We start from the raw sequence: 20485 nt of genomic DNA, 5'->3' as shown, positions 1-20485 counted from the left end.
GCACCTGACGCTGAAAGATCCGTCGGTGCCGGTGAATGTGAACTTGCAGACCTATGCCGGTCCGGAATCGCGCTATTGCCCGGCAGCGGTGTACGAGTTCGTGAAGAACGACGACGGCAGCGAGCGCCTCGTGATCAACGCGCAGAACTGCGTGCACTGCAAGACCTGCGATATCAAGGACCCGACGCAGAACATCGTGTGGGTCACGCCTGAAGGTGGCGGCGGTCCGAACTATCCGAACATGTGATCGATGCTTCACTTGCCTTCGCAGCGCCTGCTTCTGAATGCTCGCGCTGTGAAGGCAAAAAACTCAACGCCGCCCCACCGCTTCAATCCGCTCGCGCACCTTCGCCACAACGGGCGCCCAGTCGCCGACGCGCGGCTGTCGAACCAGTTCAACCGAGTCGTACCACGCCGTCTCCGGCGAGCCATCGCCCCAAAACCAGGCGGACACGTGATCGATCATCAAGCAGGTCGGCACGCCGAGCGCTCCCGCCAGGTGCGCGGGCCCGCTGTCGATCGTAACCACCATATCCAGATTCGTCTGCAACGCCGCGACATCGTCGAAGCCGGACTGAAAATGATGCGTCAGATCCACGACGCCGAGACCCTTGGCGCGCCACTGCGCAACCGTCTCCCCGCGCCCCGGCGACAACGCAAAATAGCTCACGCCAGGCACGTTCAACAGCGGTTCGATTTGCTCGACAGGCACCGAACGCCGCATGTCGCGAACATGGTCCGGATTGCCGTTCCACACCAGCCCGACCTTGCGATTGCCTTGCCTGCCGGCCGTGTGCGCTTCGACTCGTTCGCGCCATGTCTGCTCACGCGCTGGATCAGCGCTTAAGTACGGCGCGCCCCATCCCGTTGCGCCGAAAATCCCGAGCCGCAGCGGCAGGCTCATCAGCCCGCAGTGAAAATCCGGCTGTGTCTCCAGGCTCGTTTCGAGAGGCAAATCGGCGGGCAGCATCCGTTCGAATAAATGCCGCAAGGGTCCGTCATGGCCGAAAATCACCCGGCCGCCCTCGCGCCGCGCCCGCTCGGCCAGCAGCGGCAGAAAGCGCACCGCCCAGAGGCAATCGCCATTGCCTTGCTCGCCGTAGACCACCAACGTTTTGCCCGCAAGCGATTCGCCCTGCCAATGCGCGCTGATCGCCGCGAGCGCCTGCTGCGCGTTATTCAATTCGCCCGCTGCAAACGCGATACGCGACTCGTAATGCGCCCAGCCTTCGGCAACACGTCCGCTACGAATCTCGAGTTCCGACAGATCGAACAATGCATGGGCGTTATCCGGCGAGAGCGTCAGGACTTGCCGCAGCAACGCCTCGGCCTCGCCGAACCGCGCCTGCTCCTTGATGCACAACGCCAGCTTGTGAAGCGCCACCGGATTGCCGGGAACGACACGCACCGCTTCACGCAACAGCGCCTCGGCCGTGGCGAAGTCGTCGCGTTGCTGAACGGCCGCCGCGCGCCAGATCAGCGCGTTGGCGTCTTCGGCATCGCGCGAGAGCAGCAGGCTGGTGGCCGAGTCGACCAGCGGCCAGTCGCGTAGCACGAAGGCCGTTTGCGCAATCGTATGCAGCAGCGTGGGTTCGCAGGAAGGATCGAGTTGATAGGCGCGCACCAGTGCAGCAAGTGCCTCGCGCTGGTTCGCCTTGTCACGGCCGGCGTGTTGCAACAGCGCCTGACCGAACGCCAGGCAATCGCCGGCGGCGGCATCGGGCGCGGCGGCACGCGCACGCAGGCCCGCGAGGTGGCTCGCTGACGGCCCGAAATTGAGATCGGTCATAGAGACGGCACTGCTCACGCAGAACAGGTACAGAGACGCCTGAAACAGGCCCGTTAAGGCGCGCTCGCCGCGATCTTCGGCGTGCTGACGGCGACGTCACCGCATTGCGCGCGATGGCGCAGCGCATGGTCGATCAGCACCAGCGCGAGCATGGATTCGGCGATCGGCGTGGCGCGAATGCCGACGCACGGGTCATGCCGTCCGAACGTTTCGACGATGACCGGTTGCCCCGCCTTGTCGATCGAGCGGCGCGGCGTGCGAATGCTCGAAGTCGGTTTGATCGCGATCGACACCGTCACGTCCTGTCCGGTCGAAATACCGCCGAGCACACCGCCTGCGTGATTGCCGACGAAGCCCTCCGGCGTCAATTCGTCGCCATGCACCGAACCGCGTTGCGCGACGCTGGCGAAGCCCGCGCCAATCTCGACGCCCTTCACCGCGTTGATGCCCATCATGGCGTGCGCAATGTCCGCGTCGAGACGATCGAACAGCGGCTCGCCGAGGCCGACCGGCACGCCGGACGCCACAACGTTGATGCGCGCGCCGATCGAGTCGCCTTCCTTGCGCAGCGCGTCCATATACGCTTCGAGTTGCGGCACGATCTCCGCGTTGGGCGCAAAAAACGGGTTCTCGCGCACGTGCACCCAGTCGACGAACGGCACGTCGATCTCGCCGAGCGCGGCCATATAACCGCGAATCTCGGTGCCGAACTTCTCGCGCAGCCACTTCTTGGCGACTGCGCCCGCGGCCACCGTCGGCGCCGTGAGACGTGCCGATGAACGGCCGCCGCCACGATAGTCGCGGATGCCGTATTTCTGCCAGTAGGTGTAGTCGGCATGGCCCGGGCGGAACGTGTCGGCGATATTGCCGTAGTCTTTGCTGCGCTGGTCCGTGTTGCGGATCATGAGCGCGATCGGCGCGCCGGTGGTCAGGCCTTCGAACACGCCCGACAGGATCTCGACCTTGTCGTCTTCCTGGCGCTGCGTGACGTGGCGCGACGTGCCAGGCTTGCGGCGGTCGAGTTCGAACTGGATGTCCGCTTCGCTAAGCGCCATGCCCGGCGGGCAGCCGTCGATCACGCAGCCGATAGCGGGGCCGTGCGATTCGCCGAAGGTCGTGACAGTGAAAAGCGTACCGAGCGTGTTGCCGGACATGGGCGTCGTCCAAAGAAATGCGGGGAAAGCAGTATTATGCCAGCCTCGTGGCGGCTGGACCGCGCCGCGCGGTCGTTTTGGCCGATCGGCCAGGGTGTGCATGCGCGGCCGCTTCCCGCCGGATCACCTGGCTTGTCGGGACGTACGCTATGCCGGGTAGGAATAGTCGCCCAAGACGCTTGCGTCGCCTGTTGCCTGGTCAGTCACGCAGCTGGCGGGTGCGCAAAACATCGCAAGGCGGGAACTTCCGCGCCGATATTGCGCACCGCCTACCCTAGCCGCGCGGTCATGCCGCCACCTTTCGCAAGCTCTCTCTGCCCGTGCGGTCACGTTTTCGGTTCCCGTGGTGCTGCTACCGAGCTTCAGCACCCCGGCCGCGCTACTTCCGCGCCCCGCGCAACTCGGTGACGATGTCCTGCAGCTTTTCAGGTGTCGCCAACGCCGGCTCGATCGGCTCGCCTACCGCCAGCGTGAGACGGCTCATGACGCCCTTATGGATCGGCCGCGGCCAGCGCGCGTCGTTGGCGCGCGAAAATACGCTGCCCCACAGGCCGCGCAGCGCCATCGGGATGACCGGCGCCGGCGTGCGCCGGATGATCTCGGTCACGCCGTGACGGAACGGATTCATGTCGCCGGTTCGGGTGAGCTTGCCTTCCGGAAAGATGCAAACCAGTTCGCCTTCGGCAAGCGCCTGCGCGCAGCGCTCATAAGCGCGCGTCAGCTTCTGCGCATCCTGATGCGCCGGCGCGATCGGAATCGCCTTCGCGTGACGGAACACCCAGCCGGCGAACGGCGTCTTGAAGATCTGGTGGTCCATCACGAAACGGATCGGCCGCGGGCTCTCGGCCATGATGACGATCGCGTCCACGAAACTCACGTGGTTGCACACGAGCACGGCCGCGCCCTCTTCCGGAATCCGCTCGGCATGCACGAGGCGAATCCGGTAGAACGTGTGCACCAGCACCCAGGCGATGAAGCGCAGCAGAAACTCCGGCACGAGCGAGTAGATATAGGTCGCCACGACGATATTGAGCAGCGCGGTGACGAGGAAAATCGCCGGAATGCCGAAGCCCGCCGAGGTCAGGGCGACGGCCATCAGCGACGAAACGATCATGAACAGCGAGTTCAGAATATTGTTCGCCGCGATGATGCGCGCACGGTGGCTCGGCTGGCTGCGGCTCTGGATCAGCGCATACAACGGCACGCTGTAGAGGCCGCCGAACATGGCGAGCAGGAACAGATCGGCCAGCACGCGCCAGTGGGCCGGCCGCACGATGAACTCGCCGACGCTCAGCAAATGCCCCGGCAGCGGCAGCGCGTGGCTCGCGAAAAATAGATCGATCGCGAACACGCTCATGCCGATCGAGCCGAGCGGCACGAGGCCGATTTCGATGCGCCGCTTCGAGAGCTTTTCGCACATCAGCGAGCCAAGGCCGATGCCGATCGAGAAGGTGCCGAGCAGGACGGTCACGACGTCCGGATCGGCGGACAGCACATTTTTCGCGAAGCTGAAAAACGACGACAGGAAGATCGCGCCGACGAACCACAGCCAGGAAATGCCGAGCAGACTCAGAAACACGGTGCGGTTTTCGTGCGCCAGCTTGAGGTTGCGCCACGTTTCGCTGACCGGATTCCAGTTGATCCGCAGATCGGCTTGCGGCGCGGGCGTGAGCGGCACGAAGCTCGACACCGCGCGCCCTACAACCGCGATCGCGACGCACGCGCAGGCGAGCACCACTGCGCCGTGTTCGACGAAACCAGCGCCCACGCCGCCGACAATCGTGCCGATCAGGATCGCCACGAAGGTGCCCATTTCGACCATGCCGTTACCGCCGACCAGTTCCGCCTTCGACAGATGCTGCGGCAGGTACGAGTATTTGACCGGTCCGAACACGGTGGAATGGACGCCCATCAGAAACGTGCACAGGTACAAAAGCGGTGCGCTATGCAGCCAGAAACCCGCGCCGCCGATCAGCATCACCACGATTTCGAAGCTCTTGACGAAGCGCGTGAGCATCGCCTTGTCGTACTTGTCGGCGATCTGGCCTGAGGTGGCCGACAGCAGCACGAACGGCAGAATGAAGATGGCCGAGATCAGGAACGCTGCCGTTTTCGGATCGACTCCGGAAAAGCGCGCCGCCTGATACGTGACGAGCGACGTGAAGCCGATCTTGAACACGTTGTCGTTCATCGCGCCGAGGAACTGGGTCCAGAAAAACGGCGCGAAGCGACGCTGGCCGAGCAGCCGGAACTGGGATTCGTGCGCTTCTTGTTGACGGGCGGCGCGGCGGGCGGCAGGTAACGGACGATCGCTCATGAAGTTCCGTGAACAGGCTAAAAGAACGACAAAGAAGAAAGCTCCATGCGCGGTGTCGCGCGCGGGCGTGTCAGCGGGCGGCACGCGGCGCCGGACTGCAAAGCGATTACGCGAGTTCGCACCGGCCTTGGCATCAAGCCAGCCCAAGGACCGGATACAAGGCAGGACATGAGGCCAAACCCAGCGCGGGACACAAAAAAAGCGCACGCTTTCGCGCGCGCCTTGACTGCCTCTTCGCGCTCACAGCAACGGCTAGCGCGTCGCAGTGAATCGCCGCGCATTAACGCGCCGGCTGCTGGTCCTGCTGTTCTTCCGGCCAGTCGCGGATATATGCCTTGAGCATGCGGTTTTCGAAACCCTGCTCTTCGACCACCGCCTTGGCGACGTCGTAAAACGAGATCACACCCATCAGCGTGCGGCTTTCCATCACCGGGAGATAACGCACGTGATGTTCGAGCATCATGCGGCGGACTTCGTTGACATCCGTTTCCGGCGTGCAGGTGAGCGGATGGTCGTCCATGACCTTGCGGATCGTGGAGGTGCCGACGCTGCCGCCGTTCTCGCTCAGCGTCAGAATGATTTCGCGGAACGTCAGCATGCCGACGAGGTCGCCGTATTCCATCACCACCAGCGAGCCGATGTCGTGCTCGGCCATGGCATTGACTGCGTCGTGCAGCGTGGTATCCGGCGTGACCGTGAATAGGGTGTTGCCTTTGACTTTGAGGATGTCGCTGACTCGCATGATTTGTCTCCCGTAATGCCCGCTAAGCTGGTAATGCATCGATGTTTTTCGATCCTAGCGGAAAGACCCATAAAAGGAAAGCGGCCCGCCCACCAAGGCGCAGCGGGCGTTCGCAGGTTCGAACCCGTAATTCCGAGCGTACGCGCATCGGGAAAACCGCGCTTGAAGCGCCGCATGCCGGTGATAGGATGGCCGCCACTTTCACCTTTCGCGAGGCCGTCCGTGGCCCCGCCGCCCAGCATGTCCGCGAACCGTTTCGACACGCTTGCGCTGCACGCCGGCGCCGCTCCCGACCCGACAACCGGCGCGCGCGCCACGCCGATTTACCAGACTACCTCGTTTTCGTTCCGCGACTCGGACCACGCCGCGGCGCTCTTCAATATGGAGCGCGCCGGTCACGTCTATTCACGCATCTCGAACCCGACCGTAGCAGTGTTCGAGGAACGCGTCGCCGCACTGGAAAACGGCGCGGGCGCGATCGGCACGGCGAGCGGCCAGGCGGCCTTGCATCTGGCCATCGCCACGCTGATGGGCGCGGGCTCGCATATCGTTGCCTCCAGCGCGCTGTACGGCGGCTCGCACAATCTGCTGCACTACACGTTGCGGCGCTTCGGTATCGAGACGACCTTCGTCAAGCCCGGGGACCTCGACGCGTGGCGCGCCGCGCTGCGCCCGAACACGCGGCTGCTGTTCGGCGAGACGCTCGGCAATCCGGGCCTCGACGTGCTCGATATCGCCGCCGTGGCGCAGATCGCGCATGAGCATCGCGTGCCTCTGCTAGTCGACTCGACCTTCACCACGCCTTATCTGCTCAAACCGTTCGAACACGGCGCGGACTTCGTCTATCACTCGGCCACCAAATTTCTCGGCGGCCACGGCACGACGATCGGCGGCGTGCTGGTGGACGGCGGCACCTTCGACTTCGAAGCCTCGGGGCGCTTTCCCGAATTCACCGAGCCCTACGACGGCTTTCACGGCATGGTGTTCAGCGAGGAAAGCACCGTCGCGCCGTTCCTCCTGCGAGCGCGCCGCGAAGGCCTGCGCGACTTCGGCGCATGCCTGCATCCGCAGGCCGCGTGGCAACTGCTGCAAGGCATCGAGACGCTGCCTTTGCGGATGGAGCGGCACGTCGCCAATACGCGCCGCGTGGTCGAATTTCTCGCCGGTCACGCGGCGGTCGAATCCGTCGCCTACCCGGAGTTGCCGACGCACCCGGACCACGCGCTCGCGAAACGCTTGCTGCCGCGCGGCGCCGGCGCGGTGTTCAGCTTCAATCTGCGCGGCGACCGCGCCGCCGGACGCGCCTTCATCGAAGCGCTCTCATTGTTCTCGCATCTCGCGAACGTGGGCGACGCGCGCTCGCTGGTGATTCATCCCGCATCGACCACGCACTTTCGCATGGACGCCGCCGCACTCGCCGCGGCCGGCATTGCTGAAGGCACGATCCGCCTCTCGATCGGCCTCGAAGATCCCGACGATCTGATCGACGACCTCAAGCGCGCGCTGAAGGCCGCGCAGAAAGCGAGCGGTTCGGGCGCGCCGCGCGGCGGCGCACCCGGTGTATCCGGTGCATCCGGCACGGCTGCCCAACCTCGCCCGGAGTCCGCATGATCCTCACTGCTCAAGGCAAACCCGCCTACGCCTACACCGGCGGCAAACCGTTCGATGCGAGCCTGCCGACCGCCGTCTTCATCCACGGCGCCGAGCACGATCACAGCGTGTGGGCGCTGCAAACCCGCTACTTCGCGCATCACGGCTTTAGCGTGCTGGCCGTGGATCTGCCCGGCCACTGCCGCAGCGCAGGCCCGGCTCTGACCACGGTGCCGGCCATGGCCGACTGGCTCGCCGCGCTGCTCGACGCGGCCGGCGTGCAACGCGCTTTCGTGGCCGGCCACAGCATGGGCTCGCTGATCGCGCTCGACTTCGCCGGCCGCTATCCGGAGCGGGCAACCCACCTCGCCCTGCTCGCCACGGCGATACCGATGGCCGTCTCCGACGCCTTGCTCGACGCCGCCTTGCACCGTGAGCCCGAAGCGATCGGCATGGTCAACGAGTGGTCGCATTCGACCTTTGCAGCCAAACCCTCCTGCCCCGGCCCCGGCTTCTGGCTGCACGGCATGAACCAGCGCTTGATGGAGCGTGTCTCGGCAAGCGGCGAGCCGAACCTGTTCCACACCGACTTCGCCGCCTGCAACAGCTACGCGGACGGCCTCACCCGCGCCGCGCAGGTGCGCTGTGCGGCACGCCTGATCGTCGGCCGGCGCGATGCGATGACACCGCCGCGCGCGGCCAAAACGCTTGCTGGCTCCTTGGCGCAAGCCGGTGTACCGGTCGACACGGTCACGCTCGAAGCAGGCCACGCGCTCATGACCGAGCAACCGGACGCCACGCTCGACGCCCTCTTCAGCTTCGCTTCCGGTGCGCCTCGCGAGATCCGATAAACGTTGCGAGTCGTCACGATAGCCGCGTGAGGAGCGGCGCGCCATCGGCCGAACGGCCAGGTTGCGCGCGTCGCCCGATAGCCGCACAATGGATCAAGCCTGTCCTGCTTCGAGCGCGTGTGTCTGGCCTGTTGGCGCGCACGCTGAAGCATCGAGAAGCGTCGCAATCCGGAGGCCGTGATGGCTCAAACCGCGCACACCGATCACTTCGCGAGTTTCGCGGAGTTCTATCCGTACTACCTGAGCGAGCATCGCAACACGGTCTCGCGGCGGCTGCATTTCGTGGGATCGCTCGGCGTGATCGGCTGTCTCGCCATGGCGCTCGCCACCGGCGACTGGCTATGGTTGCCCGCTGCCGTGATCTGCGGATACGGCTTTGCCTGGGTCGGGCATTTCTTCTTCGAGAAGAACCGGCCGGCTACCTTCCGGCATCCGGTTTATAGCCTGATGGGCGACTGGGTGATGTTCAAGGACATCTGCGTCGGGAAGATTTCGTTGTAGCGATGCGGTAGCTTCAGCGCCGACCAGTACGCACTCCGCGCGACTCAAGCCGCCTGATGCGGCATGGAAGGCGTACCGGATTCGCTCTGCTCGGCACGCGCCGCGCGAGCGGCCGCGCGCGCCGCCAGCAACGCGGCGAGTGTGACTTTCAGCTTGTCGTTTTCCAGCGCCGCCAGCAACATCTGCCCATCCACGCGGGTGGACGCCAGTTGGAGCTGATACTCGAGTTCCGCGCGGTCGATCACGAACAGCGCGAACAGGCGCTCGACCGTGATTTGCGCCGGATTCGCCAGCAGGAGGAAATGCGGACGCATGCCATCCTCCTGCAAGCGCGCGATCCACTCGATCTCTTCGAGCTTTTGCAGCAGGTTGATCGTGGTGTCCATATCGCGACGAAGCATCCGCGAAAGTTCGGGTACGGTATAGCCGCGCTTGCCTGCTTCACGCGCTTCCGAGAGCCGTGCGAGCAGTTCGAGCGAGTCGAACAGATTGCTGCCCTCGAAAGTGGGCCGGTGAAACTGGCCGATGCGAATGGCCGGCAACGCGGACGCGATCATCGCGCCCGCGAGCGTAATGAACCAGCACAGGTACATCCACACCAGGAACAGCGGCACGGCCGCGAATGCGCCGTACACCGCGGTGTAGGTCGGAATGCGCCGTACGTAGTACCCGAAGCCGCGTTTCGCCAGTTCGAAGGCGATCGCCGCGGTCACGCCGCCAATCACCGCGTCGCGCCACTCCACCCGGCAATTCGGCAGGTAGACGTAGAGAATCGTGAAGGCGAGCGCCGTGAGCGGCAGCGCGGCGCCGGTGAGCGCCCACTCGATGACCGGCGTCATGCGTTGCGCCGCCGTGAAGGTCATGGATTGCGTGAACAGGTACGATGAAATCGACAAACTCACGCCGATCAGAATTGGCCCGAGCGTGATGATCGCCCAATACACCAGAATGCGCTGCGCGATCGGCCGCGCCTTGCGCACGCGCCAGATCACGTTGAAGGCGGATTCGACCGTCATCATCGTCATCACGGCGGTGACGAACAGAAAAATCATACCGATGGTCGTGAGGCCCTTCGCCTTCGAAGCAAACTGGTTCAGATAGTTGAAGATCTGACTGTTGAGCTGCGCGGGCATCAGATGGTCGGCAAGAAAAATCTGCAGCGACATCTGGAACGAAGCAAAGATCGGAAACGCGGTGAACAGCGCGAACGCGACCGTGGCGAGCGGCACGAGCGAGAGCATGGTGGTGAACGTGAGGCTGCCAGCCACCTGCGGAATGCGGTCTTCGCTGCTGCGCTGCGCGGCAAATTGCGCGAGCCGTTTGAGCGTGTCGAGATCGAAACGCACCCTGGACAACAAACCCCACCTCCTTGCTTCGTGTACCGGTGTTTCAGGACCGCGCGAGACCTGGCCGAACGGCTATGGGTGGCCTGTGGAGCGGACCCAGCCCCTATAATACCCGTTCACCGATGAGGCCTATGAAAGACATTCTCGTGCTCTATTACAGCCGTCACGGCGCCACGCGCGAGCTCGCGCTGGCGATCGCGCACGGCGTCGACAGCGTCCCCGGCATGCAGGCGCGCGTGCGTACCGTGCCGGCGGTGTCCACCGTCTGCGAAGCGACCCAGCCCGATATTCCCGCCGAGGGCCCGCCCTACGTCGAACTGCGTGACCTCGAGGAATGCGCCGGTCTGGCGCTCGGTTCGCCTACCCGCTTCGGCAACATGGCCGCGTCGCTCAAATACTTTCTCGACGGCACCACGCCGCAGTGGCTTTCCGGCGCGCTCTCCGGCAAACCCGCTTGCGTGTTCACGTCCACCGGCAGTTTGCACGGCGGCCAGGAATCGACGCTGCTTTCCATGATGCTGCCGCTTCTGCATCACGGCATGCTGATCGTCGGCATTCCGTACACGGAGAGCGCGCTGAGCACCACGCAAACCGGTGGCACTCCGTACGGCGCGTCGCATTTCGCGCGCGCGGGCAGCGCCGAACAAGGCATTTCGGCGGACGAGAAGACGCTCGCCATCGCGCTCGGTGCACGCGTCGCGCGCACGGCGGCATCCATGAGCGAAAGGCCGTGAGCGAGCCGCACGCCCAACCGGCCGCCGCGTCTGACGCCGACACCGCAACGCAGGCGCCCGTGACCACAACCGCCATGCCCGTGCCGCGAAATCGCGCTGCCGCGTTCGGCGCCACCACTGCCCTGGTGGCGCTGATCGCCCTGTCCGTCGCGTGGGAATGGTGGCTCGCGCCGCTGCGTCCCGGCGGTTCGTCGCTCGTGCTCAAGGCTGTGCCGCTGCTGCTCGCGCTGCCCGGCGTCTGGCGGCGCCAGCTCTATACGCTGCAATGGGCGTCGATGCTGATCCTGCTGTATTTTGCCGAAGGCATTGTGCGCGGCTGGAGCGACCGCGGGCTGAGCGCCGGTCTCGGCTGGCTGGAAGCCGCACTCTCCGTGGTCTTTTTCGTCTGCACGCTGGCCTACGTCGCGCCGTTCAAACGCGCGGCGAAGCGGGCTGCAAAACAGGCCGCCAACCAGCCCGCAAAGCGGCCCAACACCACCGGCTGACGAAAACGCTGCGCCTCACCTGACATTTCCGCCCGAATACGCTGACCGACCAACATGACCCAAACCGCTTTCCTCACCGCCTGCCGCGACGCCATCGGCGCCGCGCAGGTGTTGACCGCTCCGCACGACACTGCCCCGTACCTGACCGACTGGCGCCGCCGCTACACCGGCGCGGCGTGCGCGGTGCTCTGCCCGGCCACGCCTGACGAAGTCGCGGCGCTCGTGAAGCTCGCCGTCGAACATCGCATCGCGCTGGTTCCGCAAGGCGGCAACACCGGACTCGCCGGCGGCGCCACGCCGGACGCAAGCGGCGCGCAGGCGGTCATCAGCTTGCGGCGTCTGAACCGGGTGCGCGACATCGATCCGCACAACAATACGATCACGGTCGAAGCCGGCGTCATGCTCGCCGAAGTGCAGAAGCACGCCGACGAGGCCGGCCGCCTCTTCCCCTTGAGCCTCGCCGCCGAAGGCAGCTGCACGATCGGCGGCAATCTCGCCACCAACGCGGGCGGCACCGGCGTGCTCCGCTACGGCAATGCGCGCGAGTTGTGCCTCGGCCTCGAAGTGGTCACGCCGCAAGGCGAACTGTGGGACGGCCTGCGCGGACTGCGCAAGGACAATACCGGCTACGATCTGCGCGACCTGTTCATCGGCGCGGAAGGCACGCTCGGCATCATTACCGCCGCCGTGCTCAAGTTGCATCCGCAACCGGCTGCGCGCGTCACGGCGCTCGCCGCGCTCGCGTCGCCGTACGCCGCGCTCGACTTTTTGTCGCTCACACAGCGCATCGCCGGGCCGCTCCTGACCGGCTTCGAATTGATGTCGGATTTCTGCCTGCGCCTCGTCGGCCGGCATTTCGAGCAGATGCGCTATCCGTTCGCCGAGCCGCACGCGCAAGTCGTGCTGCTCGAACTGTCGGACAGCGAAAGCGAGGAGCACGCACGCGGCCTGTTCGAGCGACTGATGGAAACGGCGCTCGAAGACGGCCTGGTGCAAGACGCGGTGGTCGCGGAAAATCTCAGCCAGTCGCGCGCGTTCTGGAATCTGCGCGAACACATTCCGCTCGCCCAGGCCGAGGAAGGCCTGAACATCAAGCACGATATCGCGGTGCCGATCTCGCGCATCGGCCACTTCATCGAGGAAACCGACGCGGCGATCGCGCAGGCCGTGCCCGGCGCGCGCATGGTGACGTTCGGCCATCTCGGCGACGGCAATCTGCATTACAACGTGCAGGCGCCCGAGGGCGGCGACGCTAAAACGTTCCTCGATCAATACCAGAGCCCGATCAACCAGATCGTCTACGACAGCGTGCACCGGCATCGCGGCAGCATCAGCGCGGAACACGGGCTCGGCCAGTTGAAGATCGACGAGGCGATGCACTACAAGCAGGACGTCGAAGTGCAATTGATGCGCGCCGTCAAACGCGCGCTCGATCCGCTGAATCTGATGAATCCGGGCAAGGTGCTACGCTAGAGTCTGATGCTCCGCGCTCCCTTGCGGAGCCACTTCCAGGAGTCGTGGTCGTGAAGATTCGAGTGCTGTCCGATCTGCATCTGGAGAACGACGAGCCCGAGCTGATCCCGCATGCGCAGGCGGATCTGATCGTGCTGGCCGGCGACATTCACAATCACGCGGCCGGACCGCGCTGGGCCGCGCAGACTTTCGACGGCACCGTGCCGGTGGTCTACGTGCCCGGCAACCACGAGTACTACGACGGCGAGTTCAGCGCGCTTGACGCCGCGCTCTACGACGCGGCCGCGCAGGTCGATAACGTGCACGTGCTGAACAACGCCGCGCTGGTCGACCCGCAAGGCAGGTGGCGCGTGCTCGGCACGACCTTGTGGACCGACTTCGCGTTGTACGGGAACGACCCGGACACGCTCGCCGAATCGATCGAGGCGTCGCGCAAGGTCATGCTCGATTTCCGCGGGCTGATCCAGATGAACTGGCCGCATGACACCCACGACGCCACGCGCGATTTCACGCCCGACGACTCCCTCGCGCTGCACCGGCAAGCACGCGCCTGGCTGGAAGGCGAACTCGCCAAGCCGTTCGGCGGCAAGACGATCGTCGTCACGCACCACGCGCCGCATCGGCTGAGTCTCGCCGAGCGTTATGCGGAAGACCTCGTGTCGGCGGGCTTCGTCAATCACTTGCCGGACCTCGTGGGCCCGCCTGTCGCGCTGTGGATTCATGGGCACACGCATACGCCGTTCGACTACAACGTGAATGGCACGCGCGTGGTCTGCAATCCGCGCGGCTATCTCGACCGGCGCACCGGCTTGCTGGAAAATCCGCTTTTCGCGTGGGATAAGGTTGTCGAGATCTAGCGGGCACTTGAGGTGGGTTGGATTGGCTTTGGCTTGAGTCGGCTTCGGCTAGGGTCGATCGGCGCGGGTCGCTCGGCCGGGTCGGTCGGCTAGGGGCCGATCTGGGTAGCGGGCCGGCACGGCAGGCACTACGCTGTCGAGGTTGTCGAACCGCGGCCATCCAACCGCGGTTGTCGAAACCCAGGCCGGTCGCCTCCGGAGGTCGCTCATGTGTGGTCGAATCAGCCAGTATCGCGATCCGCATCTCTACGCCGAGCACCTCGGCCTCGCCGATCCACTCATGCTCTTCGATGCCGTCGACCGCCGTCCCGGCTACAACCTCGCGCCCGGCACCCACCCGCTCGCCATCTATCCGGATCAGACGGTACACGCGGTCCACTGGGGTTATTGCCCGGACTGGGCACGCGAACAACATCTGCCGCAGACGATCAACGCGCGCGCGGACGCCGCGCCGAACGGGCGCTACTTCAAGGAACTGTGGAAAACCGGACGGGTATTGGTGCCGGCGGACGGCTGGTTCGAGTGGCGCACGGAAACCGCGTCCGTGACCACCATCGCGGACAGCAAAGACAGACTAGACGAGCCGCCGATTCGCCAGCCCTACTTCGTGCATCTGAAGAGCGACTCGCCCATGTATCTCGCGGCGCTCTCGAGCGTGCGCGGCACCGAGCCGCAAATGGAAGGCATGGGAATGGTGATCGTGACGGCCATCGCCGACGCGGGCCTCGTCGACGTGCACGACCGCCGTCCGCTGGCATTCGCGCCGGACGCGGCGCGGCGCTGGCTGGACCCGACACTCGCGCTCGACGAACTCGAGCAGTTGACGCGCAGCGCGGGCTTGGCCGCCGGGCGCTTTCGCTGGCATCGGGTGAGCCACGACGTGGACCGCACGCTCAATGACGAGCCGGGTCTGATTGCAGCAGTGAACTGAATTTGAGCGACAAACGTGAGCGCGGAACGTGAGTCACCCGCTACGCCCCAAGAACGGAAAACAGGCCGCCCGCCAAGGCGGCGCCACGCCAATCCTCAGCGATCGCGCCGCTGCCCCTGCAAATCCGGGCGCTCGACCTTGACCGGCACCAGTTGCGGCTGCTGTTCGCGCAGGCGGCGGAGCAGATCGCGCGATGCGGCGATCCCGATCAAGCCCAACATGACGGCCACGCCGATCATCAGATGCGTATCCATGAATCCCTCGTCCTTCTGTCGTTGCGATGTGTAGCGATTTGCCGAACGGCGGCGAACTGCGCGCGTCCGGTGCAATACCGCAGCGCATGAACGACACGTTAGCAAATCGACCGCGCGGGAGAAGTAAGGAAATGTTGCGACGCGGCACTTATGTAACAGTGGCCCGTGCCGACTGGCGGCAGCCCGTTGGCCATCGCCGGAAAGCCCGCACGGCGCGGTGTCAGGTTCGCGCGAACTCGCGCAATTCCTCCTGATCCGCGGCCAGCGTGACAGGTAGTTCCTCACGCAGGAACTCGACCCACGTGCGGATCTTGGCGTCCAGATACTGCCGGGACGGGTACAACGCGTACAGATTCATTTCCTGCGACGTGTATTCCGGCAGCAGCCACACCAGTTCGCCGCTTCGCAAACCGCTAATTGCCGAGTAGATCGGAATCAGCCCGACGCCCATGCCGCTCGACACCGCCACCGCCATGGCTTCGGCCACGTTCACCTGGAACGTGGTCGCGCCGAGCGCGATGGTTTCCTCGCCGTTTGGGCCGTCGAAGGTCCATTTGTCGGTCGGGAACACCGGCGTGACCATTTGCAGACACGCATGGCGCGAGAGGTCGGCCGGCGTTTGCGGCACGCCGTGCCGCTCCAGATACGCAGGCGACGCGCACGCAATGCTGAACGCGCTGCCCAACCGCTGCGACACCAGCCCCGAATCCGGCAGACCGGTGGCGAGCGTGAGCGACACGTCGAAACCTTCGTCGAGCAGATCGGGCATGCGCTGCGCGAGCGTCAGTTCGATATGCACGTCCGGGTAGCGGTCCTGATAGCGGCCGACGGCCGGCACCACATAGTGCTGGCCAAAGCTCGTCATGGCGTGGACTTTCAGCTTGCCGGACGGGCGGGCGTGGGCGTCGCTCGCCTCGGCTTCCGCCTGATCCACGTACGCGAGAATCTGCTCACAGCGCTGCAAATAACGCTCGCCGGCCTCGGTCAGCGCGATGCGGCGCGTCGTGCGGTTCAGGAGGCGCGTGCGCAGATGCGCTTCCAGATCAGATACCGCGCGCGACGCGTAGGCCGTGGTCGTGTTCAGATGCTGCGCGGCGCCCGTGAAGCTGCCCGCTTCGACGACGCGGACAAATACGCGCATGTTTTGAAGCGTATCCATAACTTTTCCTTGTGATCGGAAGCGATTGTTACACGATTCGCAAAGGCGATTGTCTCATATCCCGTAAAAATGCCTTGCATCTTTACCGGTTATTCCCCAATCAATCAAAAAATATAATGGCGCACATGCTTCTATAATCATTTTTGGAGGAAATCGTGCAGTCTCCGGTACAGAAAGGGGTCGCCGCAGCCGCGGTTCTTACGATCCTATTAACAATCGCCGGCTGCGCCAGTACCGGAGGCGTCGCGCCGCAAGCAAGCGGAATCGAGCCCGCTTCGCTCGACGCGGGCAACGCGATCCGCGCCGCCAATGCGGACGCCCAATGGCCGGCCGTCGACTGGTGGCGTGCCTATAACGATCCGCAACTGAACCAGTGGATCGAAGATGCGCAGGCGGGCAATCCAAGCCTCGCGGCCGCCCAGGCGCGCGTGCGCGAAGCCATGTCGATGGCGGGTGTCGCCCGTTCGGCGTTGTCGCCGCAAGTCAACGGCAGCCTGTCGATCCAGCGCCAGAAGTGGGCCGACAACCTCTACTACGGCCCGGGGCCGCTGGCCGGCGAGCAATCGTGGAACAACACCGGCACGCTCGGCCTGTCGTATCACCTCGACATCTGGGGCAAGGACAAGAACGCCGCCGAGCGCGCGCTCGACGCCGCCCACGCGAGCGCGGCGGATGCACGCGCCGCCCAGCTCGAACTGGAAGGCAACGTGGTGCGCACGTACATCGAGATGTCGATGAACTATGCGCTGCTCGACATCGCCAAAGCCACCTTGCAGCAACAGCAGCAGATCGTGGATCTGGCCAACCGGCGTCTGAAAGGCGGCATCGGCACGCAACTCGAAGTGAGCCAGGCCGAAACGCCGCTGCCGGAATATGAACGCCAGATCGACGAAATCGAAGAAAAGATCGCGCTCGGCCGCAATCAGCTGGCCGCGCTGGCCGGCAAGGGTCCAGGCGCGGGCGATTCGATCCAGCGCCCGACGCTTTCGCTGAACGCGCCGGCCGGCCTGCCGAGCGCCTTGCCCGCAGACCTGATCGGCCATCGGCCGGACGTGGTCGCGGCGCGCTGGACCGTCGCGGCGCAAGCGCGCGGCATCGACGTGGCCAAAGCGGACTTCTATCCGGACATCAACCTGCTGGCGTCGATCGGCGGTTATGCGGCGATGGGGCCGCTGTTCCAGTTTCTGAAGAATCCGTCGCATAGCTGGAGCGCGGGGCCGGCGCTGTCGCTGCCGATCCTCGACGGCGGACGGCTGCGTTCGCAACTCGGTGCGGCGTCGGCCGGCTATGACGAAGCCGTCGATGGTTATAACCAGTCGATTGTCGGCGCGCTCAAGGACATTTCCGATCAGGTGATCCGCATCCGCTCGCTCGCCACTCAGGCCGACGACGCCGACCGTTCGGTCGCGGCGGCCCGCAAGAACTACGACCTGTCGCGCGAAGGTTACCGGCGCGGACTGACCGACTACCTGAACGTGCTGATCGCGCAAAACCAGTTGCTGCGCGCGCAGGAAGGCGTCGCGAAGATTCAGGCCGAGCGGCTGGGCGCGCATGCGTCGCTGGTCACGGCGCTGGGCGGCGGGCTCGACGATCCGGCTAACGGTCCGCAGGCGAATGAGACGCTGCCGGCGCATGGGAAGGGCAAAGCTGCAGCGGCGGGTTCGAACGCTGGAGCCGCGCCCGCGAACGCGACGGCAAAAGCCGAGTCGGCTAGCCGCCTGGAGAAAGCCGCACCGGCCACCGCTGACACAGACCGCGCACGGAATGCCGGGCCGAGCGTCGTGAAACCGTCGCCCGCTGCTGCCAACGGTGCGAACGCTAGCAGAATGAGTGCGGCAGCGGCCACTTCTGTTCCGTCCACCGCTGCCCCGTCGGCCAAGTCAGGAAGCTGACCATGTCCGCGTCCTCTTCTTCCGCCTCGCGCCCGGCGTCGTTCGCCGCGTTATACGCGGCCGCCGCCGACTGGGCGCGCAACGACGGCCTCACCTGGATCTACCTCTTCAAAGCGCTCGCCGCCTGCTTCCTCGCGCTCGGCGTCGCGATGAAGCTCGACCTGCCGCAGCCGCGCACCGCGATGACCACCGTGTTCATCGTGATGCAGCCGCAAAGCGGCATGGTGTTCGCGAAGAGCTTCTACCGGATCTGCGGCACGCTGGTCGGTCTCGTCGTGATGCTCGCCTTGATCGGGCTGTTCGCGCAGCAGCCGGAACTGTTTATCGTCACGACCGCGATCTGGGTCGGCATCTGCACCGCGGGCGCCGCGCGCAACCGCAATTTCCGGTCGTACGGCTTCGTGCTGGCCGGCTACACCGCCGCGCTGATCGGCATCCCCGCTTCGCAACATCCGGACGGCGCGTTTCTGAGCGCGCTCACGCGGGTGGCCGAAGTGGTGGTCGGCATCGTCTGCGCGGGCGCGGTGAGCGGCCTCGTGTTTCCGCAGTTCGCCGGCTTGCAGATGCGTAGCACCGTGCGCGCGCGTTTCTCGGCGTTCGTCGAGTATGTGTCGGCGTCGCTCGCCGGCCGCAACGACCGCGCGCAGATCGAAGCGACCAACGCGCGCTTTGTCGCCGACATCGTCGGTTTCGAAGCGGCCCGCAGCGTGGCTGTGTTCGAAGGCCCCGATTCGCGCATGCGCGGCGGCCGTCTCGCGCGTCTGAACAGCGAGTTCATGACCGCGTCGACGCGCTTTCACGCGTTGCATCAGTTGATGAACCGCTTGCGCAACACGCACACGAGCGGCGCGGCCACTGCGATCGACGCACTCGAGCCGTACTTCAAGGAAATCGCCCCGCTGCTCGCGAAATCCGGCGAACCCGTGCTGAGTGCCGCCGACGCCGCGCACGCCGCCGCGCAACTCGAAGCCTACAAAACCGAGTTGCCCAAACGCGTGCGCGCGACACGCGCGCAGCTGGAAGCGTACCCCGAGACGCCGCTGCTCGACTTCGACACCGGCGCCGAACTGCTGTACCGCTTCATCGACGATCTGCATGCTTATGCCGCCACGTACGCGTCGCTCGCGGTCGATACGCACGAGCGCGAGCGCTGGATCGAACGTTACGAACCGAAGACGAACGCGCTTGCCGCGGGCGTCGCGGGTGTGCGCGCCGCCATCGTGATGATGGCGCTCGGCGCCTTCTGGATCGCGACCGCGTGGCCGAGCGGTTCGACCTTGACGCTGAATGCCGCGGCCATTTGCGCGCTGGCGTCGTCGTCGCCGAATCCGAAGCGCACCGCGTTCCAGATGGCGGCCGGCACGCTGGTCGCCACGGTGATGGGCATGATCGCGGTGTACGGCGTGTTTCCGCACATCGACGGCTTCCCGCTGCTGTGCGCCGCGCTCACGCCGTTCCTGCTGCTCGGCGTGTTCATGACGACGCGGCCCGCGCTGGCTGGCTACGGTGTCGGCTACTGCATCTTCTTCTGTTTCCTGGCCGGCCCGGACAACGTGATTCACTACGACCCGAGCGCCTTCATGAACGATGCGCTGGCGCTCGTGCTGTCGATCCTGGTGTCGTCGATCGCGTTCGCGGTGTTGCTGCCGCCTTCGACGCCGTGGCTGCGTAACCGCCTACTGGTGGATCTGCGGCGCCAGGTCGTGCTGGCGAGCCGCGCGGGCATGCGCCGGGTGCGTTCGCGCTTTGAAAGCGGCGCGCGCGATCTGATGTTCCAGATCAACGCGCTCGCGCAGAACGAACCCGAGCTCAAACGCGACACGTTGCGCTGGCTCTTCTCGGTGCTCGAAGTGGGCAACGCGATGATCGACTTGCGCCGCGAAATAGCGGCGCTGCCCGCCGACGCGCGCTACGCGAACTCGATGCCGTGGCGCGTCGCGTTACGTGCGATGCGCGACGCGCTGGCCGCGCTATTCGAGCGGCCGCGTGAAGACCGCTTCGACCGCGCGCTCGCCGCGACCACCGACGCCATCGCCGCCGTTCAGCAGATGCTCGCCACCTTCACGCCGCCGCGTGAAGAGCGGCATCGACTGCAACGCATTTTGAGTCAACTGCATTTCATTCGTACCGCGCTGCTCGATCCGCAATCGCCGCTTGAACCGCTGATGAGCGGACGTGCCGACGTGTCAGAAGGAGTTCGTCATGCCACGTGATATCGCCGTTTTCGACGCCTACGTGCCGGCCATCGTGCTGCTGTTCATCGCGGGCGCCGCGCTTACCTGGGTGTTGGACCGCGTGATCGCCTATACGGGCGTGTATCGCGTGGTGTGGCATCCGTCCTTGTTCCGGGCCAGCTTGCTCGTGTGTGTGTGCGGCGTGCTGGGTCTCGCCGTTTATCGTTGATCAGAGT

19 protein-coding genes are annotated in these 20485 nt (G+C 65.3%); 12 read left to right on the top strand and 7 right to left on the bottom strand.

Features of this window, described 5'->3' with window-relative positions; translation table 11 throughout:
• Positions 1-247, top strand: a 247-nt coding sequence (locus P0D73_RS32935) for a 4Fe-4S dicluster domain-containing protein (protein WP_408434633.1), incomplete at its 5' end; no start/stop codon positions are given.
• 63 nt (positions 248-310) lie between these two features.
• Here the strand turns inward: P0D73_RS32935 and P0D73_RS32930 are convergent.
• The 4 genes from P0D73_RS32930 to P0D73_RS32915 all read right to left on the bottom strand — a co-directional run bounded on the left by P0D73_RS32930 (position 311) and on the right by P0D73_RS32915 (position 6002).
• On the bottom strand, positions 311-1789 hold the full coding sequence (locus P0D73_RS32930; RefSeq protein ID WP_408434630.1) for a tetratricopeptide repeat protein: 1479 nt from the start codon (positions 1787-1789) through the stop codon (positions 311-313).
• 53 nt (positions 1790-1842) lie between these two features.
• Positions 1843-2943, bottom strand: coding sequence for a chorismate synthase (gene aroC / locus P0D73_RS32925; RefSeq protein ID WP_408292343.1), 1101 nt, complete (start codon positions 2941-2943; stop codon positions 1843-1845).
• A gap of 379 nt (positions 2944-3322) precedes the next feature.
• The gene (locus tag P0D73_RS32920; protein WP_408434627.1) at positions 3323-5260 is read right to left on the bottom strand and encodes an MFS transporter; all 1938 of its coding nucleotides are present in this window, start codon (positions 5258-5260) and stop codon (positions 3323-3325) included.
• A 280-nt stretch (positions 5261-5540) separates the two neighbouring features.
• Complete coding sequence (locus P0D73_RS32915) at positions 5541-6002, bottom strand: CBS domain-containing protein (RefSeq protein WP_132373686.1); 462 nt, start codon at positions 6000-6002, stop codon at positions 5541-5543.
• A 240-nt stretch (positions 6003-6242) separates the two neighbouring features.
• Between P0D73_RS32915 and P0D73_RS32910 the strand changes: the two genes are divergently transcribed.
• From P0D73_RS32910 to P0D73_RS32900, 3 genes are all read left to right on the top strand, one after another.
• Complete coding sequence (locus tag P0D73_RS32910) at positions 6243-7613, top strand: O-acetylhomoserine aminocarboxypropyltransferase (protein WP_408434624.1); 1371 nt, start codon at positions 6243-6245, stop codon at positions 7611-7613.
• On the top strand, positions 7610-8443 hold the full coding sequence (locus P0D73_RS32905; protein WP_408434621.1) for an alpha/beta fold hydrolase: 834 nt from the start codon (positions 7610-7612) through the stop codon (positions 8441-8443). Before P0D73_RS32910 ends, P0D73_RS32905 begins: the two co-directional genes overlap by 4 nt.
• 180 nt (positions 8444-8623) lie before the next feature.
• Complete coding sequence (locus P0D73_RS32900) at positions 8624-8944, top strand: Mpo1-like protein (protein ID WP_408434618.1); 321 nt, start codon at positions 8624-8626, stop codon at positions 8942-8944.
• A gap of 44 nt (positions 8945-8988) precedes the next feature.
• On the opposite strand, the gene P0D73_RS32895 is transcribed toward P0D73_RS32900, so the two are convergent.
• Positions 8989-10302: a YihY family inner membrane protein gene (locus P0D73_RS32895; RefSeq protein WP_408180614.1), complete on the bottom strand. Its 1314-nt coding sequence runs from the start codon at positions 10300-10302 to the stop codon at positions 8989-8991.
• A gap of 119 nt (positions 10303-10421) precedes the next feature.
• On the opposite strand from P0D73_RS32895, the gene wrbA reads away from it, so the two are divergent.
• From wrbA to P0D73_RS32870, 5 genes are all read left to right on the top strand, one after another.
• Positions 10422-11024 (top strand): NAD(P)H:quinone oxidoreductase, encoded by a 603-nt coding sequence (gene wrbA, locus P0D73_RS32890; RefSeq protein ID WP_132373683.1) that lies wholly within the window; start codon positions 10422-10424, stop codon positions 11022-11024.
• Positions 11021-11509 (top strand): DUF2069 domain-containing protein, encoded by a 489-nt coding sequence (locus P0D73_RS32885; protein WP_408434615.1) that lies wholly within the window; start codon positions 11021-11023, stop codon positions 11507-11509. Before wrbA ends, P0D73_RS32885 begins: the two co-directional genes overlap by 4 nt.
• A 54-nt stretch (positions 11510-11563) precedes the next feature.
• Positions 11564-12982, top strand: a complete 1419-nt coding sequence (locus P0D73_RS32880; protein WP_408434612.1) for an FAD-binding oxidoreductase — start codon at positions 11564-11566, stop codon at positions 12980-12982.
• A gap of 50 nt (positions 12983-13032) precedes the next feature.
• Entirely contained in the window at positions 13033-13839 is an 807-nt protein-coding gene (locus P0D73_RS32875) for a metallophosphoesterase (protein WP_408434609.1), read from the top strand.
• A gap of 208 nt (positions 13840-14047) precedes the next feature.
• Positions 14048-14770, top strand: coding sequence for an SOS response-associated peptidase (locus tag P0D73_RS32870; protein WP_408434606.1), 723 nt, complete (start codon positions 14048-14050; stop codon positions 14768-14770).
• A 95-nt stretch (positions 14771-14865) separates the two neighbouring features.
• On the opposite strand, the gene P0D73_RS32865 is transcribed toward P0D73_RS32870, so the two are convergent.
• Both P0D73_RS32865 and P0D73_RS32860 read right to left on the bottom strand, forming a co-directional pair.
• Positions 14866-15024 (bottom strand): hypothetical protein, encoded by a 159-nt coding sequence (locus tag P0D73_RS32865; protein ID WP_165923807.1) that lies wholly within the window; start codon positions 15022-15024, stop codon positions 14866-14868.
• Positions 15025-15244: 220 nt separating this feature from the next.
• The gene (locus P0D73_RS32860) at positions 15245-16183 is read right to left on the bottom strand and encodes a LysR family transcriptional regulator (protein WP_132373679.1); all 939 of its coding nucleotides are present in this window, start codon (positions 16181-16183) and stop codon (positions 15245-15247) included.
• Positions 16184-16338: 155 nt separating this feature from the next.
• Here P0D73_RS32860 and P0D73_RS32855 point away from each other — a divergent pair, with 155 nt between their 5' ends.
• Genes P0D73_RS32855 through P0D73_RS32845 form a run of 3 tightly spaced genes read left to right on the top strand, consistent with a single transcriptional unit; the run spans position 16339 to position 20478 of the window.
• Positions 16339-18075, top strand: a complete 1737-nt coding sequence (locus tag P0D73_RS32855) for an efflux transporter outer membrane subunit (protein WP_408434603.1) — start codon at positions 16339-16341, stop codon at positions 18073-18075.
• Positions 18076-18077: 2 nt separating this feature from the next.
• Entirely contained in the window at positions 18078-20288 is a 2211-nt protein-coding gene (locus P0D73_RS32850; protein ID WP_408434600.1) for an FUSC family protein, read from the top strand.
• The gene (locus P0D73_RS32845) at positions 20278-20478 is read left to right on the top strand and encodes a DUF1656 domain-containing protein (RefSeq protein WP_012433767.1); all 201 of its coding nucleotides are present in this window, start codon (positions 20278-20280) and stop codon (positions 20476-20478) included. The genes P0D73_RS32850 and P0D73_RS32845 overlap by 11 nt, the downstream gene beginning before the upstream one ends.
• Positions 20479-20485: the final 7 nt, after the last annotated feature.

It is taken from the genome of Paraburkholderia sp. RL18-101-BIB-B (assembly GCF_046026985.1).
Taxonomy (GTDB): domain Bacteria; phylum Pseudomonadota; class Gammaproteobacteria; order Burkholderiales; family Burkholderiaceae; genus Paraburkholderia.
This window is presented reverse-complemented; position numbering and strand designations above follow the sequence as displayed.

Excerpts from the sequence above, each read along its gene's own strand:
- P0D73_RS32870 (WP_408434606.1), top strand. The coding sequence starts at position 14,048 with ATGTGTGGTCGAATCAGCCAGTATCGCGATCCGCATCTCTACGCCGAG.
- P0D73_RS32900 (WP_408434618.1), top strand. The coding sequence starts at position 8,624 with ATGGCTCAAACCGCGCACACCGATCACTTCGCGAGTTTCGCGGAGTTC.
- P0D73_RS32920 (WP_408434627.1), bottom strand. The coding sequence starts at position 5,260 with ATGAGCGATCGTCCGTTACCTGCCGCCCGCCGCGCCGCCCGTCAACAA.
- P0D73_RS32910 (WP_408434624.1), top strand. The coding sequence starts at position 6,243 with ATGTCCGCGAACCGTTTCGACACGCTTGCGCTGCACGCCGGCGCCGCT.
- P0D73_RS32865 (WP_165923807.1), bottom strand. The coding sequence starts at position 15,024 with ATGGATACGCATCTGATGATCGGCGTGGCCGTCATGTTGGGCTTGATC.
- P0D73_RS32860 (WP_132373679.1), bottom strand. The coding sequence starts at position 16,183 with ATGGATACGCTTCAAAACATGCGCGTATTTGTCCGCGTCGTCGAAGCG.
- P0D73_RS32915 (WP_132373686.1), bottom strand. The coding sequence starts at position 6,002 with ATGCGAGTCAGCGACATCCTCAAAGTCAAAGGCAACACCCTATTCACG.
- P0D73_RS32880 (WP_408434612.1), top strand. The coding sequence starts at position 11,564 with ATGACCCAAACCGCTTTCCTCACCGCCTGCCGCGACGCCATCGGCGCC.
- P0D73_RS32850 (WP_408434600.1), top strand. The coding sequence starts at position 18,078 with ATGTCCGCGTCCTCTTCTTCCGCCTCGCGCCCGGCGTCGTTCGCCGCG.
- P0D73_RS32905 (WP_408434621.1), top strand. The coding sequence starts at position 7,610 with ATGATCCTCACTGCTCAAGGCAAACCCGCCTACGCCTACACCGGCGGC.
- P0D73_RS32845 (WP_012433767.1), top strand. The coding sequence starts at position 20,278 with ATGCCACGTGATATCGCCGTTTTCGACGCCTACGTGCCGGCCATCGTG.
- wrbA (WP_132373683.1), top strand. The coding sequence starts at position 10,422 with ATGAAAGACATTCTCGTGCTCTATTACAGCCGTCACGGCGCCACGCGC.
- aroC (WP_408292343.1), bottom strand. The coding sequence starts at position 2,943 with ATGTCCGGCAACACGCTCGGTACGCTTTTCACTGTCACGACCTTCGGC.
- P0D73_RS32930 (WP_408434630.1), bottom strand. The coding sequence starts at position 1,789 with ATGACCGATCTCAATTTCGGGCCGTCAGCGAGCCACCTCGCGGGCCTG.